The 14,474-nt window shown below is 58.0% G+C and carries 19 protein-coding genes; 3 read left to right on the plus strand and 16 right to left on the minus strand.

Annotated features, from left to right (window positions below; translation table 11 throughout):
- Positions 1 to 1,122: an Mrp/NBP35 family ATP-binding protein gene (locus tag M7439_RS12310; RefSeq protein WP_308464509.1), complete on the minus strand. Its 1,122-nt coding sequence runs from the start codon at positions 1,120 to 1,122 to the stop codon at positions 1 to 3.
- 97 nt (positions 1,123 to 1,219) lie between these two features.
- Between M7439_RS12310 and M7439_RS12315 the strand changes: the two genes are divergently transcribed.
- Positions 1,220 to 2,110, plus strand: coding sequence for a metalloregulator ArsR/SmtB family transcription factor (locus tag M7439_RS12315; RefSeq protein ID WP_298342528.1), 891 nt, complete (start codon positions 1,220 to 1,222; stop codon positions 2,108 to 2,110).
- On the opposite strand, the gene M7439_RS12320 is transcribed toward M7439_RS12315, so the two are convergent.
- Genes M7439_RS12320 through M7439_RS12370 form a run of 11 tightly spaced genes read right to left on the minus strand, consistent with a single transcriptional unit; the run spans position 2,107 to position 10,933 of the window.
- The gene (locus M7439_RS12320) at positions 2,107 to 2,724 is read right to left on the minus strand and encodes a sulfite oxidase-like oxidoreductase (protein WP_298342532.1); all 618 of its coding nucleotides are present in this window, start codon (positions 2,722 to 2,724) and stop codon (positions 2,107 to 2,109) included. The genes M7439_RS12315 and M7439_RS12320 overlap by 4 nt on opposite strands.
- Positions 2,725 to 2,760: 36 nt before the next feature.
- A complete protein-coding gene (locus M7439_RS12325) occupies positions 2,761 to 3,951 on the minus strand; it encodes a cytochrome c-type biogenesis protein CcmH (protein ID WP_298342535.1) in 1,191 nt (396 codons plus the stop codon).
- The gene (locus M7439_RS12330; RefSeq protein ID WP_298342537.1) at positions 3,951 to 4,508 is read right to left on the minus strand and encodes a redoxin domain-containing protein; all 558 of its coding nucleotides are present in this window, start codon (positions 4,506 to 4,508) and stop codon (positions 3,951 to 3,953) included. The genes M7439_RS12325 and M7439_RS12330 overlap by 1 nt, the downstream gene beginning before the upstream one ends.
- On the minus strand, positions 4,505 to 6,478 hold the full coding sequence (locus M7439_RS12335; protein ID WP_298342540.1) for a heme lyase CcmF/NrfE family subunit: 1,974 nt from the start codon (positions 6,476 to 6,478) through the stop codon (positions 4,505 to 4,507). Before M7439_RS12335 ends, M7439_RS12330 begins: the two co-directional genes overlap by 4 nt.
- Complete coding sequence (locus tag M7439_RS12340; protein WP_298342543.1) at positions 6,478 to 6,954, minus strand: cytochrome c maturation protein CcmE; 477 nt, start codon at positions 6,952 to 6,954, stop codon at positions 6,478 to 6,480. Before M7439_RS12340 ends, M7439_RS12335 begins: the two co-directional genes overlap by 1 nt.
- Positions 6,951 to 7,109 (minus strand): hypothetical protein, encoded by a 159-nt coding sequence (locus tag M7439_RS12345; RefSeq protein ID WP_298342546.1) that lies wholly within the window; start codon positions 7,107 to 7,109, stop codon positions 6,951 to 6,953. Before M7439_RS12345 ends, M7439_RS12340 begins: the two co-directional genes overlap by 4 nt.
- Positions 7,106 to 7,834, minus strand: coding sequence for a cytochrome c biogenesis protein CcsA (ccsA, locus tag M7439_RS12350; protein ID WP_298336443.1), 729 nt, complete (start codon positions 7,832 to 7,834; stop codon positions 7,106 to 7,108). Before ccsA ends, M7439_RS12345 begins: the two co-directional genes overlap by 4 nt.
- On the minus strand, positions 7,834 to 8,493 hold the full coding sequence (locus M7439_RS12355; RefSeq protein WP_308464510.1) for a heme exporter protein CcmB: 660 nt from the start codon (positions 8,491 to 8,493) through the stop codon (positions 7,834 to 7,836). The genes ccsA and M7439_RS12355 overlap by 1 nt, the downstream gene beginning before the upstream one ends.
- On the minus strand, positions 8,493 to 9,161 hold the full coding sequence (locus M7439_RS12360; protein ID WP_298342552.1) for an ATP-binding cassette domain-containing protein: 669 nt from the start codon (positions 9,159 to 9,161) through the stop codon (positions 8,493 to 8,495). The genes M7439_RS12355 and M7439_RS12360 overlap by 1 nt, the downstream gene beginning before the upstream one ends.
- A 9-nt stretch (positions 9,162 to 9,170) precedes the next feature.
- Positions 9,171 to 10,139, minus strand: a complete 969-nt coding sequence (gene gmd, locus M7439_RS12365; RefSeq protein WP_298342555.1) for a GDP-mannose 4,6-dehydratase — start codon at positions 10,137 to 10,139, stop codon at positions 9,171 to 9,173.
- An 11-nt stretch (positions 10,140 to 10,150) separates the two neighbouring features.
- Positions 10,151 to 10,933 carry an enoyl-CoA hydratase/isomerase family protein gene (locus M7439_RS12370; protein WP_298342558.1) on the minus strand — a complete coding sequence of 261 codons (783 nt, stop codon included), beginning with the start codon at positions 10,931 to 10,933 and terminating at the stop codon, positions 10,151 to 10,153.
- Between the two features lie 47 nt (positions 10,934 to 10,980).
- Here M7439_RS12370 and M7439_RS12375 point away from each other — a divergent pair, with 47 nt between their 5' ends.
- On the plus strand, positions 10,981 to 11,601 hold the full coding sequence (locus tag M7439_RS12375; protein WP_298342561.1) for a TetR/AcrR family transcriptional regulator: 621 nt from the start codon (positions 10,981 to 10,983) through the stop codon (positions 11,599 to 11,601).
- Here M7439_RS12375 and M7439_RS12380 read toward each other — a convergent pair.
- Complete coding sequence (locus M7439_RS12380; protein WP_298342564.1) at positions 11,575 to 12,426, minus strand: hypothetical protein; 852 nt, start codon at positions 12,424 to 12,426, stop codon at positions 11,575 to 11,577. The two genes, M7439_RS12375 and M7439_RS12380, sit on opposite strands and share 27 nt — an antisense overlap.
- A gap of 77 nt (positions 12,427 to 12,503) precedes the next feature.
- Entirely contained in the window at positions 12,504 to 12,767 is a 264-nt protein-coding gene (locus M7439_RS12385) for a WhiB family transcriptional regulator (RefSeq protein WP_298342567.1), read from the minus strand.
- A 156-nt stretch (positions 12,768 to 12,923) separates the two neighbouring features.
- Between M7439_RS12385 and M7439_RS12390 the strand changes: the two genes are divergently transcribed.
- Positions 12,924 to 13,178, plus strand: coding sequence for a hypothetical protein (locus M7439_RS12390; RefSeq protein WP_298342570.1), 255 nt, complete (start codon positions 12,924 to 12,926; stop codon positions 13,176 to 13,178).
- Positions 13,179 to 13,236: 58 nt separating this feature from the next.
- On the opposite strand, the gene M7439_RS12395 is transcribed toward M7439_RS12390, so the two are convergent.
- Together M7439_RS12395 and M7439_RS13175 are read right to left on the minus strand one after the other, a co-directional pair.
- On the minus strand, positions 13,237 to 13,992 hold the full coding sequence (locus M7439_RS12395; RefSeq protein WP_298342573.1) for a hypothetical protein: 756 nt from the start codon (positions 13,990 to 13,992) through the stop codon (positions 13,237 to 13,239).
- Positions 13,993 to 14,092: 100 nt separating this feature from the next.
- The coding region (locus M7439_RS13175) for a zinc ribbon domain-containing protein (RefSeq protein ID WP_298349547.1) at positions 14,093 to 14,474 on the minus strand (382 nt) is incomplete at its 5' end.

Raw genomic sequence — 14,474 nt, forward strand, 5'->3', positions numbered from 1 at the left:
CTACTTCGCTTGGACCTTGAGATCACTCCGATACCGTCTCACTGGACCTAGACTCTCTAGCCTATCAACGAGTTCGCGCAAACTTTCGCTCGCAAGGTCAGAAGCCGCCCCAATCACCGCTGGAATCCCTTGATCCCCGCCCTCGCGAAGTGCCATCGTCAAAGGCACCTCTCCAAGCAACTCCACCCCGAGGTCTCCAGCGAGTCGCGCGCCCCCACCAGAACCAAAGATCGCATAGCGCTCGCCCTCTGGCGTCACAAATGCCGACATGTTCTCGATGACGCCGCGTACCGGCAGCTTGAGCTTTTTGGCAGCCAGTGCTGACCGCTGTGCGACACGAACCGCCGCCGACTGCGGGGTGGTGACCACAAAAATCTCGGACCGCGGAAGAAACTGCTGGAGGCTGAGGGCAACATCACCAGTCCCTGGCGGCATGTCGACCAACAGGTAGTCAAGCTCGCCCCAGAGCACGTCGACCAGAAACTGCTCAATCGTCTTATGCAGCATCGGGCCTCGCCAGATGACAGGCGTATCCTCCTCGACAAAGAACCCCAACGACATCACCTTCACCCCAAAGGCCTTCGGTGGCAAAATGAGATCGTCGATCACCCGAGGCATGCTGGTGAGTCCAAGGAGCTTTGGAATCGAAAAACCATAGACATCAGCGTCCAAGATGCCAACGCGACGCCCTCTTCGTGCGAGTTCAGCCGCCATATTCGCCGTCACTGACGATTTCCCAACGCCACCCTTCCCCGAGGAAACGCCGATGACGCGCGCCGTCGAACCAGGCAACGAAAAGACGGGCGTCCGAGTCGTTCGTGCCTCGAGCATCTCCGGTGTCATAAGCCGTTCACGGAGCTGTGCCTGGCCGGCAGGATCCAACGGTAGCAGTTCAACTGTGACTGAAGAACCGAGTTCGGCAACCGCAGCGTCCGCCTCTGCCTGCAGTCGTTGGGCGACTTCAGGTGCACCACCCACATAGTAAAGTTGTGCGCTGACCCGTCGGAGCCGCGAACTCACTGGCCCCACGAGACCGAGCTCTTGGAGACTCGCCCCCAGCTCATCATCGATGAGCGATCCCAAACGCTCTAGGACTTGTTCCTGGATATCCTTGGCCATCATTCTCTCCTACCTTGTACCCCAGCACCTCGCACTGAACCTCTCATGACTAAACTAGTGGAACAATACCGCTACCGTCTTGGTGGAGGGGAAGGCGTCCATGGAAACGACAACACAGTCGACGAAACAAACACCATCATCCACACGTCCACTGGCAAATGTAGATCAGACCGGACCGACGACGGGACGACCGCTGCGCGACGACAAGCCGGATCGCGGTCACCGGGAGGCGAAGGACCCACTCTCGAGTTCTTTTACGGGCGCAGTACAGGCACTCTCCCAGGCGCTTGGGGACCCCACTCGACGCGAAATCTACCTCTACGTACGCGAGCACGGGTCGGTGACTGCCCAGGAGATCGGTCGCCAATTCCAACTACACCCGAACGTTGCTCGACATCATCTTGACCGACTCGCCGCAAGCGGCTACGTCGAGGCGGGGGTTGACCGCGATGCGACACCGCAAGTCGGGAGGCCCTCGAAACGCTACCGAAGCACTGGAGCCCCACTGCTGGTTGACGGTATCGGGGAGCAGGCCGCCCTCCTTGGAAGATTGCTTGCACGTGCACTGGAGATGCTGGATAACCAAAGCGTCGAACGGCTCGCCTATGAAGTAGGATTCGATTACGGTCATGAGATCGGCCTGCAGATGAATGGTCAGGCCGCCACCAAGAGCATCGCTGCAAGTCTCAAGTTGGTCGCCGATGCGCTCACCAGAAATGGGTTCTCCTCAAGCGAAGACTCTCGCGACGATTCGCTCGGCCTCAAAAACAGGTCCTGTCCCTTTGGCAGCCTGGTCGCCGACCATCCTGTCCTCTGTGTTACGGAGAGCGGCATCATCGAGGGATTGCTCGAAAGCCTCGCCATCGATGGGGACCTCGCCCGCGCTGAGCCAGTCCGAGGTGGCATGAAGGGCTGCGAAGTGCGCATCTACCCGACAACGGAGACCATTGTCAGTATTCAACCACGCCCGGAGCGGACGCCGCCAAGCTAACTCCCCCAGTAGCGCTGCTCTTGCCATGGATCGCCGTAGTTATGGTAGCCATTTCGCTCCCAGAATCCGGGGGCATCTGCATCCCGAAACTCAAGACCGCGAAGCCACTTCGCCGACTTCCAGAAGTACAGATGGGGTAACAGGAATCGGACCGGATAACCGTGCTCGGGATCGAGCGGCTCGCCGTCGAAGGCGACCGCCAACATGCAGATGGGGTCATCCAACGCATCTTGATACGGGATATTGGTAGTAAAACCATACTCCGCATGGGCAATGAGATGGGTGACAGATGACTGAGGTCGAACCAGATCGATGATCTTGGTGATTGGAATCCCGCGCCAAACGGTGTCAAACTTCGACCATTTGGTCACACAGTGGATATCCGTCGTGCGCTCCTCGACTCCAAGGTCGACCAGCTCATCATAGCTGAGCTCGACAGGATGCTCAACCAATCCGAAGACGCGCAACGACCATTGGCTTAAATCCGAGTACTGAGGCACCTCTCCCGCGTGCAACACGGGAAATCGGTCGGTCATGTACTGGCCGGGTGGAAGGCGATCAGGTGCGATGCCCCGTCGTTCCAGCTCCTTCCGATTGCGATCAAAAAAACTCAAGCGTACCACTCCTCATCAAGATCTAAAGAGTTCAACCTAAAAGGTATTGGGAATCTTCCGATGCGCTGCGAGGTAGGCGGGTTTCGCAAGGCGATAGGCCTGCACAACCAGTGACTTGCTCGGGTGCGTCGCCAGAAAACGGTCGAGATGATCGACCGCAGCACGCGGTTTGTCCTCCCCATAGTACAACGCCAAACCGTAATAGAGCTGCGCACTGGCGTCATAGGCGCCAAGCGTTGCCGCGTGAGCAAGCACACCGATCGCCTCAGCTTTGGTGCTCTTGGTTTTTGCCAGATTGAAGTCGATCCATCCCACATAGGCCAGTGCGGTCGGATCGGAGGGGTAGGTGGCGAGTACATGATCAAACTCCGCACGGGCCTGCTTGACGGCCCCCAGGCCTGCCAGTGTCTCCCCAGATGCGAGCTCCTGGGTGAGGCTCGGTGTCGATGGGGAGTTCGATCGCGTCAGCAACAACGTTCCAAGGGCACCGACCCCCACTAGGATCAGCGCTGCTCCAATTTGGGCGAGCCGACGGGAGAAGAATGGCTTACCCGTCGCCACCGGTTCAGATGTCGCCGTGGCCTCCGCTGGCGCCGTGGCCTCCGCTGGCGCCGTTGTCTCCGTTCTCTCCATTGGCAGAGACTTGACTGGCGGAGTGTCCTCCCCCTCGCTCGCATCGATTAGCGCTGCATCCGTGGCCGCTGTCTCACGAGTGGTCATCGCTTCGCCAATCGGCTCCGTTGGAGCCGCGTGAACCTCCGACGATACCACGGCCGTCGCAGCAGCGATCGCTAACGCTCTTGTTCGATGTTCCGCTTTTCTCGCCCGCGATGAGAGGCTACGATACACCTCGTACGCGAGGACCAAACCGACGACAATCGGCAACAGCCACAGAAAAAGACCGACACCGTTGGTGGGGGGAGCCATCAAGATCGTGTCGCCATAGCTCGCGACGAGGGAGTCGACAATCTCCTGATTCGAGGCACCGGCGTGGACTTCGTGTTGGATATAGTCCGCTATCGAATACGAAGAGGCGCTCTTTGAGTTATAGACGGCCAGGTTGCCACAGGAGGGGCAGCGGACCTCCTTCTCAAGTGTCACAATGCGCCCCTGCGCAGTGGTGGAGGGAGTGTTAACCACCGCATAACCGATGGAGACCATCGCAACGATGATGAGCGTGAGCCAGACCAGAAGAATCTGCCGGGAACGATGGGGACGCGTCAACATCAGTAGCCCTTCTCCTTCGCTAAGGTCACGAGCGCATCGACAATGCGCACCGTCGTAGGACCAACGACCTTGGCCAACACCACACCATTGGGCGCCACCAAGAAGCTCTCCGGGGGGGCCGAGACACCCCACCGCAGTGAGTTCGTCCCCGAGGGATCCTGCAACACTGGGAATTGGGCGTGATAGAGAGAGAGGAAGTGTCGGGCAGGGCCAGGGCTATCGTCATAATCGACACCAAGCACCTGTACCGTCGCCGTACGAGCGAGTGCGGCGATCTGGCTCTCCTCTGTCGCGCAGCTCGAACACCAGCTTGCAAAGTAGTTGACGAGCACGAAGTGCCCACGGAATTGACGGAGCGACAGGGTCTTCGTTGAGTACAGTGACTCCCCGCTCAGTGCCGGCGCTTGTCGGTAGAGTAGCGGGGAAGGAGATACTTGGTCGACCGCTGGTTTAGTCTGCGCGGCAATCACTGCAAAGTAGGCGACAATGGCGAGGATCAGTACGCCGACGGTCGCCAAAACAGGTCGTTGACGGAGAGCACCCGACACACTGCTCACACCGTGACCTCCACCGGGTGCTCGTCAGAAGACGACGTCACCTGTTGGCGTCTCCGGTTCTGCTCCCGAATGCCAACGACGCTGAGCAAGCCACCGAGCACCATCACCCCAGCGCCGGCCCAGAGCCAGAAGATCAACGGCTGAACGACGATACCTAAGGTGATCGGGCCCTTGTCGGTCGTGGGCGCTGCATCGATCGTGAGGTAGACATCTCGCGTGAGTCCTACGTTCACCGCTGGTGTCCCCACCGCACTGGAGTAGGTTCCAAACTGCGTAATCGCCGGGTGATAGGTTTTGCCACCGTTGACGATCACATTGGCCTCAAAGGAGGTCTTGGCAGGGGTAACGACCGTCTCAACTCCCTCATAGGTCAGCGTTTGACCATAGACATGGACGGTCTGACCCGGGACCATCTTCACGGAACCCTGATGACCAAAGGTCGTCGCTGAGGCCATGCCGATAGCGATGATCGCTAACCCGATATGGGACAACATCCCCGCCGAAGAACGCGATACGATCGCTGAAATCCGACGACCCGACGCACGGGAGAGATTCCCATAGATAATCACCACCGACGACACGATCACAAAGGTAGCCAACGCGTAGGCTCCGAGCGTCGCTAAGGCGGTAACGCCAGCGAAGGCAGAGATAGCGAGAACGGCCACTGCGGCCACACCGGGCAGGAAGAGCCGCTGTCCCAGCAACTCTGGTGGAGTCTTGCGCCAGTTGAGCCACGGACCAATCGCCATCACCGCGAGCAGCGCAAGGCAAAGGGGTATCACAAAGGCATTAAAGAAGGGTGCACCCACGTCAACCGTCTGATGCTGAAAATAGTGAGCAAAGAGTGGATAGACCGTGCCAGCCAAGATAATCAGCGTCAACAGTCCAAAGATGGCGTTGTTGATCAGCAATGAACCGGGACGCGAAAGCAGTGGAAACCGCGGCTGACCCATCAGTCGATCGGCGGCAAAAATCGAAAGCCCAATCTCAAAGACGACAATGACCACAAAGAAGAGGATCAGCACGGTGCCCAGGCTTGAGTCCGAAAACGCATGAACCGATTGGAGCACACCGGATCTGGTGAAGTAGGTGCCGAGGATAGTGAGGGCAAAAGCGGCCGCCACCAACGCATAGCTTGCAATACCCATCCGTTTACGTCGACGATCGATAAGGACGGAGTGGATGAAGGCCAGACCACACAGCCAGGGCAGCAGCGCCGAGTTCTCGACTGGATCCCAAGCCCAATAGCCTCCCCAGCCGAGCACCTGATACGACCACCACGCCCCTAAGACGATCCCGATTGTCAAGAAGACCCAGGTAATGAGCGACCAGTTACGAACACGAAGGATCCAATCGTTGTTGAGACGGCCAGTGATGAGCGCCGCCGACAACAGCGCAAAGGGAACACTCATGCCAACGAAGCCCATGTAGAGCATCGGAGGATGGATCGCGACAAGCGGATAGTCCTGGAGCAGCGGGTTCGGTCCGCGTCCATCAGCGGGAATCGCTCCAACGGTCGTCAAGAAGGGGCTCGCCGCAAACAATAGGACCCCTGAGAAATAGGTGAAGATCACCCCGAGGATACCAAGGGCAACGGACCCGGTTCGTCGATCGGTTTCATGGCGCATCGCGAAGGTAAGGAGCGCAATGTAGAGCCCCTGCACGATCGCCCACAACAGCAAGGATCCTTGCAGCGCCGACCACATGCCAGTGATCGAGAACAGCAGCGGCGTCTCCTTCGAGTTGTTCGCGACCACATAGGCGAGCGAGAAGTCATGGGTAATGAGTGCCTGTTCCATGGCGATGGTGGAGACGATTGTCCCAAAGAAACCGACCAGCAACAGCGTCCGGGAACCCGACATCAGACGGTCATTTCGTCGGTAAGCACCGTAGAAGGAGGTGAGGGTTCCGATCAGGCCAAAAAGGAAGGCGAGGACGAGCCCTGCGGACCCGAGCGCTGCATCAAACATCAGCCCTGCGTCCCCCCTGCGTCCTTGATGCGGGTCGGATGTTCCGCCACGTAGTTCGAACTGTGCTTGACTTCGATCAGGCTTGAGACAAAGACGTTTCCCTGAAAATGACCCTGGATGACCACGGGGATACTGGGTTGAAAGAGCTCCGGTGGATTACCAATCTCCGTTACTCGATCCTCTGCGTGATTGTAGCGAATCGTAAAATCCACCCCGGCAGGAGTTGGATCGACTGAGCCTGGCACGACGACACCCTCCATGCGAAAACTTTGATCGCCAAGTTTGGCCCGCGCAGCATTCGCCTGTTGTACCGTCAGAAAATACTCGAGAGAGTTGGTGGCACCCTTGAAGAGTACAAAACCCAACGCCACCAGAATCACAGCCAACACCACCAACGATCGGATCAGCTTGGCTCGGGATCGTCCTGGACCCTCAACCGTCTTCCACTGGGAAAAGTCCTCATCCGCTAAGGTCATTCGACATCCTCCAACGGTGGACTCGCGTGCAACTCACTGGCTTTGAGCTGCGCTAACCGAAGCCTTACCTGACGGGACTGCATTCCGAGATATAGGGCGTAACCACCAAGCGAACAGGTCACAGCAGCGTAGCCAGCCTCAACATAGGGGTTCATATCCTTACCTCCTCGACAGCGAGGCGTTCACGAATAGCCTGTTCCACCTCAAGGTCAGCAAGTTGCGCTTGACGCTTCGCTGTCTCAAAACGCGTCCACACCATCCACACATAGGCAAGCGTGAAGGCGAGAAAGCCGAGCAGTAGCGTCCACGCCATCGAACCATGTACCTCAACGTTCATACTCGGGTTCAAGACCGAAGGGGTCTGATGGAGTGTCTTCCACCAATAGACCGACTCGTGCACGATCGGTACGTCGATGAAGGCCACGAGCGCTGCAATAGCCGAGCGCACTCCCCGCTTCGTCTCGGACATTGGGACCTGTCTGAGCGCAAGGTAACCGAGGTAAAGCAGGAACAGAACAGCGGTAGAGGTCAACAGTGCGTCCCAGGTCCACCACACACCCCACGCTGGACGTCCCCAAATGGATCCGGTGAGGATGGTCAGACCCGTAAAGAAGACACCCGCCTCCGCGGAGGCGGCGGCGATCAGATCCCACTCTCGGCGCCGCGTTCGCTTCCACAGGTACAGCAAGCTCGCCGCCGTCGTAATCCCGTAAGCGAGGTAGGCGATCCATGCCATCGGAGGATGGATGTAGAGCATCCTGACCAGATTGCCCATCACCTCTGCTGGCGGAGTGACGTACAACCCCAGCCAAAACGTCAATGCGATCATGACCAGCGCGACAATACCAATGCCCCGCTTCAACTTTGCATTCGTACTCATCAACCCTCCAAAACGACACCATAGACCATAATGCCAAGAACCAAATAAATAAGTGAAAACCCGATTAACAGCTCACTCCAAGGAAGCGCCTTGGCTGGCGACTGGTCTAACCCATATTGCCACACCTTGGTCGCAGACAACAACACCGGCGAGACCACCGGGAAGAGAAGCAACGGCAACAGGCTCCCACCAAGCCCCTCAGTCACACCCGCCAATACGATCCCCACCGTTGCGACGCCGATGTCGGCGAGAAAGGCGCTACCAGCGAGTAATCCCACCTCGTGGAGCGGAGCATTGAACAACACTGCGATACCGGCGCTCAAGACGACTTCGAGCAGCAAGATCTCAAGGACAATAGCAGCGACCTTACCGAGGAAGATTCCCCGCGGATTGACACCCATCATCACGAGTCCAACCTGTGCCTGATTCTCGCCCTCAATCCCCATGGCGCGTGTCACCGCCAACTCCAACGCAAAAAAGGTCGTGACCCAGAACAAGCCAGGTGTCACCTGGGTGAGAATCTCGACCTTGGCGTCAAAACCGAAGGCGAAGAGGACGATCACGACAAAGACGAACGGCAGGACTTGATTGAGCAATATTCGTGCTCGCCACTCCAATCGAAGGTCCTTCTTCGCCATCGCATATGCTGTCCGCCACATCAGGCACCTGCGACAAGCGTGGCTGTGCCGTTGGACATCCGATACGTTCGTGTGGCTAGACGAGAGATGCGGTCGAGCTCGTGCGAGGCCACAATGATCGTCTTTCCCTCCTGCGCCAACGCAGTCAAGCCCTGGTCGAGGGTCGCCTTGGTGGCCTGATCGAGGAGCGCATGCGGCTCATCGATGAGGAGGAGTTCCGTACGACGCGATAGGGCGATCGCGGCGGAGATCTTCTTGCGCTGTCCAGCCGACAGTACCCGGAATCGTGCGTTGAGATCCCGCGTGACGAGCCCAAGACGGCGTGCCCACTCCATCGCGCCCTCGAGATCGCATCCCGCAGCGATCGCAAAGAACTCCAGATTTTCGCGTCCGGAGAGCTCCTCATACATCTGATAGGCATGAGCGAGGTAGCTCACTTCGCGCCGAATTGCACGAGCCTCCGTCTTGGGATCACGGCCAAAAACAAAGACTGAACCACTCATCGCCTCGACTAACCCGCCGAGTAAGCGTAACAGCGTCGTCTTGCCGGATCCATTCGGCCCCTGTACGAAAACCACTTCGCCCTCATAGGCATCGAAGTCACAACGCACAAGAGCAGGGAACCTATCAAGCAACACGGTCACCTCTCGGAGGCGAGCAACCAAACGACCCGTCGACGAATCCGTCACACGCTCACCTCACGGGGCGCCAAGCAACGCCAAATCAGCCTTGACCATCGATGCAATCAGATCCTCAAAACTGACTATCGGATGCCACGAGAGTTGCGCATGCGCCTTTGAAGCATCACCGATGAGCAGATCAACCTCTGCGGGACGCATGAAGCGCTGATCGATCTCGACGTACTTCTCCCAATCAAGATCCACGACCGAAAAGGCATTCTCACAGAGCTCTCGAACCGAATGTGTCTCGCCGGTGGCGATCACATAATCGGAGGGCGTATCCTGCTGCAACATCAGCCACATCGCCCTCACGTAGTCACCAGCGAAGCCCCAATCACGCTGTGCTTCAAGATTGCCAAGCGTGACACTCGTGGCGAGACCGAGGGCAATCCGTGCGACCGCATGGGTTACCTTCCGTGTAACAAACTCAAACCCTCGACGAGGGGACTCGTGGTTAAAGAGAATGCCCGATGACGCGTGCATACCGTAACTTTCACGATAATTGATCGTGATCCAATGACCATATACCTTTGCGACGCCATAGGGAGAGCGGGGGTAAAATGGCGTAGACTCCGACTGTGGCACCTGTTGGGCTTTGCCGAACATCTCGGAGGTCGATGCCTGATAAAAACGGATCTGCGGGTCGACCATCCGAATCGCGTCAAGGAGACGTGTGACCCCCAATGCGGTCGTCTCCCCGGTGAGAACCGGCTGGCCAAAGGAGGTCTGCACAAAGGATTGCGCGGCAAGGTTGTAGACCTCTGAGGGTCGATACGTCCGAAGCACTCGCATCAGGGAGACCTCATCCAACAGATCCCCGGGTTCAAGGATGAGCCGATCCTGAATATGGTGAATACGTTCAAAATTGAGGGTGCTCGAACGACGGTGCATGCCGACCACGCTGTAGCCTTTGTCGAGCAACAACTCCGCCAGATACGAGCCGTCTTGGCCAGTGATACCGGTGATGAGCGCGACGGGTTGAGCCATGAGGTCGTAGCCTAGTGGCCGAGAAACCGAGGTTGTCTGTGCTCTCGACGAGCAACCAACCCCTCCTTGGCATCGTCGAACTGGTTGACAAGGGTAAGTAATGTTGCCAGGTAGTCAAAATGCTCATGGTCCATCGAGCCAGATACCTGATAGAAGGAGCGCTTCCCAAAGCCGGTCGCTGCACTCGAGAGGCCGGCAAGCTCTGCGGCAAACTCCTCAACCGTCGCATCTAACTGCTCATCGGGCACCACTCGGTTGATCAACCCATTGGCCAAAGCCTCAGCGGCGTCCATCCGGCGTGCCGTTAACATCAGCTCCAACGCAATGCGGGGTGGCGCGAAGCGCAGCAGTGGAACGGTGATCTGAAACGGCCAAAGGCCCACCTCCGCCTCTGGCGTGCCAAAGACGGCCGACTCCGATGCGATTACCACATCGGCAGCCATCGCCAAACCAAAGCCTCCAGCGAGCGCGTAGCCTCGCACCTTAGCGATGATGGGTTGTGGTGCTGCCCACATCGCCTGAATCACCGCCGCCACTTTGGCCCGCGAATCATGCAACACTCGCTGTGAAGTGCCCTCGCCCATGCCGGCAAGATCAACCCCACTCGAAAATGCTCGATCACCTTGGCCCGTGAGTATGATCGCTCGCACCCCCTCATCGGCTGCGATCTCCTCAATGGAGTTGTGCAGCAGCGTCAACGTACTCCAGTCGAGAGCGTTTCGCCGTTCCGGTCGATTAATAACCAATTGAACGACCGATTCGTGTCGTTCTACGATGACTTGATCAGAATCCATATATCGTAGATGCTAGCCCTCTACCTTCTTCGGAGACCAAATCTGTCATGCCATCGTCAACTCGTTCATCAAGGCTCTCGGCAGCCGATCGCCGCGAGGTCATCATCACGGCGGCCATCGAGCAGTTTGCCATTCACGGTTTCGATGCCGCCTCCATGGACGAAATCGCCGCCGGTGCGTCGGTAACCAAACCAATCATCTATCGCCACTTCCACTCGAAACGAAGTCTCTACCTTACGCTTCTCAAGGAGGTCGGAGATCGGCTCACCTCCGCGATTGCGACCGCGACCGCGACCGTGGAACCACCACACGAACGCTTGCGGGCTGGCGTTGATGCGTTCTTTCAATTTGTACAGCACCATCGGCTGGCCTACCGTCTCATCTTCGACGGTCGAGGTCAACAAGATGTTGAGTTTCAACGCGTGATCGATGAGATACAACTGACCATCGCCGAACTGGTTGCCAGTAGGGTCAGCGGCGTCGAGGATGACACCTACCGTGCTTTCGTCTCGTTTGCACTCATCGGATTGGCGCAGGGAGCTGCACGCTCCTACCTGCTCGATATCGATCACCATGAGAGCGAGCGCTTCCGTGCTCGTCTTGCAGCAAAGCGGGCAGCGCAGACCACCGAACTACTTTGGTCAGGGATGCGTAATCTGTCGACCTAGCCGATTCTCGATCGTCGCCGTTGGTTCGATTCCAAGCGCCTCGTATTCAGGCTCGTGGCCCAGCACAATGGCCTCGGGGAGGAGACCGACCAGCTCCACGGAGCGCACCGGCTCCATCGCGGCCACCTTGGCTATCGCCATCAGAGGGGTCACGACAAGCGGATCGATCAGGTTCATCGAGACTTGCACCCGATCACCAGCGAGCAGTGCGAGCGTCCGAAGGTTCGTGGATCGCAGGGTGCGCGCAACATAGCGGGCGCGTTCCAAGGAACAACCTAGATTGACGTTCAGGGCCACAAGGAGACCCCGAGCCCCCACACACGTCGCCCCCATGATCGGGTCGGGCCAACGGCCGCCATAGGTCGGCGATACCGTCGTGAAGGCACCCCTACGAACCTCGGGAAGCGAGGCCTCCTCACCGTAGATGAAGACTGGCAGGCCAAACTCCTCCGCCAACCACGCTCCAAATTGGTCGCGACGATACAGCGCGGTCTCGCGGGTTGTCTCGCCAAGGGGCACAAAAGGCACTACATCCAAGGCTCCGAGCGCAGGATGGACCCCTCGGTAACCACGAAAATCGATGAGTTCGAGTGTGCGTCGGGCAAGGCGAGCCAGATCGACGAGGAGATCCGGCCCTGCCAACGTGAGCACCGAGCGGTCATAGTCCGCGTCTGTGTGCACGTCGAGCAACGACCGGCCACCACTCGACGCAAGCTCGTCGATCACGCCCTGGTCACGGCCTTGGGATACATTCACGACACATTCGAGCACCCAAACGATGTTAGCCGCTTGTTGAAGAAGGGTCGCGGGCGAAAACGCCGCCACAGGAAACGGTCCCTTCTGCTTGGAGGGCCAGGCGGAGACACACCGATCCGCAAACCGCGAGCTCTCTCCACAATGGACTACCGCCGGATAAGCTGCGAACGCTGCAACCGCTTACGCTCGCGTTCCGACGATCCTCCCCATACCCCATGCTCAATGCGATACTTCAGGGCATATGCAAGACAGTCGTCGATCACAGCACACGTCACGCAGATCTTGCGTGCACCAATCACTCCTGACCCATCAGACGGGAAAAAGATCGCAGGGTCCAACCCCCTGCAGGCTCCGGCCGCCATCCACGGCTCGCTCACCCAAACGATCTCATCAGCTTCGTCAGTTGCCAAGGTTCCCTCCCCCTTTGAGTAATCCATTGACAACAACAATATTACCGTAGAGTAACATTTGCCAGCCAGCGCTCCACTACGTCATCCTTTTGGATGACAGCTCGTGCGAAACCACAACGCCATGCATGGGGTCGACAACAGGGTAGGCTGCTAGAGATGAGTGAGACGGAACAGCCAGTTGAAATTCGCGCCAGGGTCAGAATCGCCTACCTGGGACCGGTTGCACCACACTGGGAGGTGCGCTGGCTCTCCGGTGATCGCACGGTCGTCGACGAGTTCACCCAACGGGTCAGCGCTCGGCTCATGATGCTACCCCCCCACGATCCGCAGTTCCGACGGAATCGCGAGCGTGTGATGCGTGATGCAGAACGCGAAGGGATCTACGTCACCTGGGACATCGACGAAGAGTAGAACCCGAAGCGCAGGATACGATGTTGGCCAAACGCTGTACCATCACGACCGGCTCGGTCTAGGACCGTTTCTTCTTCTTAAAGATCTTTCTCTTTGCGACGATGTCGTCATCAGCTCTGTTCCAACCAAGCTTGTCCGCCGCTCGATCCAGATCAGTATCGATCTCGCCCGTATGTTCAAAGGCTCTGTTTTTGCGGGCCAATGAGCTCATGAACTCCTCGGTCCCAGGTATCACCGCGGCATGAGCACCGAACTCATACATTGGACTTAGACCCCCAGGGCCTGCTCGCGTGGCAACGGGTTCCACCGCCTCAAACGATGAACCCGTGGGACCTGCGCCAGCATGGGTCGGGTCGGTCACCGCAGCTCCTTGATGTTGTTCGGGTTGCTCAGCCTGTGCCTGGTGGACCTGACCCTGTTGAACTGGCTGCTGTTGGACTGGGTCCTGCTCCATCTGGCTCTCGACACTCGAGGAGGCGGCGACTCCGCCATCCTTGGCCTCAGCCACCTCGCCAGCGACCAGATCCTTCTCTGCAACGTCCTCTGCCCCACGAGCCACTACCGCTACTTCGGTAGCCTCAACATCCCCAAGTAAGCCGCGAATATGTTCATAGACTTCCCGGGGAAGCTGTGAGTCGCTCTCGACCACCCGCGTATCACCCGGACCAGTGGAGGACAGATCAGGAACCAGGTCGACCAACTCTGGAAGCTTGACCCCCTGCTCCGACTCTGCGAGCGCCGCCGTCCGTTCCAGGACTTCCCAGAAAGCGGCGCGCTCTGTAGTCGTCTGACACTGTTCCTGTTTCGGATACATAGCGGTTATATCGTCACCTCTCTACGAAACATAACCTCACAATGGCAACATTACTACTTTTCCACAACCGTTGCATCTGAGTGATCAATGGTGAGTCCACTCATAATGACGCACCCTTTACAAGGTTCTCATGCTCACTTGTCCAAGAGTCGTTCTTGCCTCTCCGAGTACGGCCAGCATTGCTACTGGTCTTACATCCTCTCTCCAGGTGATAAGTCAACCCATCATCTGAACTGCCGCCTGTACCCGATAAGGGCCTGGGAACGAACAGGGCACTGGCCTCGACTAGGCCAGGACTGGTAACCGACCAGTCACGGATATTGAGCCCAGCATTGGCATCTCGATCCACCTCAACGTCACAGGTCTCACAGGTCAGTCTCTTGGCGAGCTTTGCACCCATGAGTCTGCCAGAGCAGTCATGGTGGATCTGCGATGAAGGGAAGAAGCGATCAACGACGACTACCGTTACTCCGGCTCGTTTG

The sequence above is a fragment of the Ferrimicrobium sp. genome (genome assembly GCF_027319265.1).
GTDB lineage: Bacteria > Actinomycetota > Acidimicrobiia > Acidimicrobiales > Acidimicrobiaceae > Ferrimicrobium.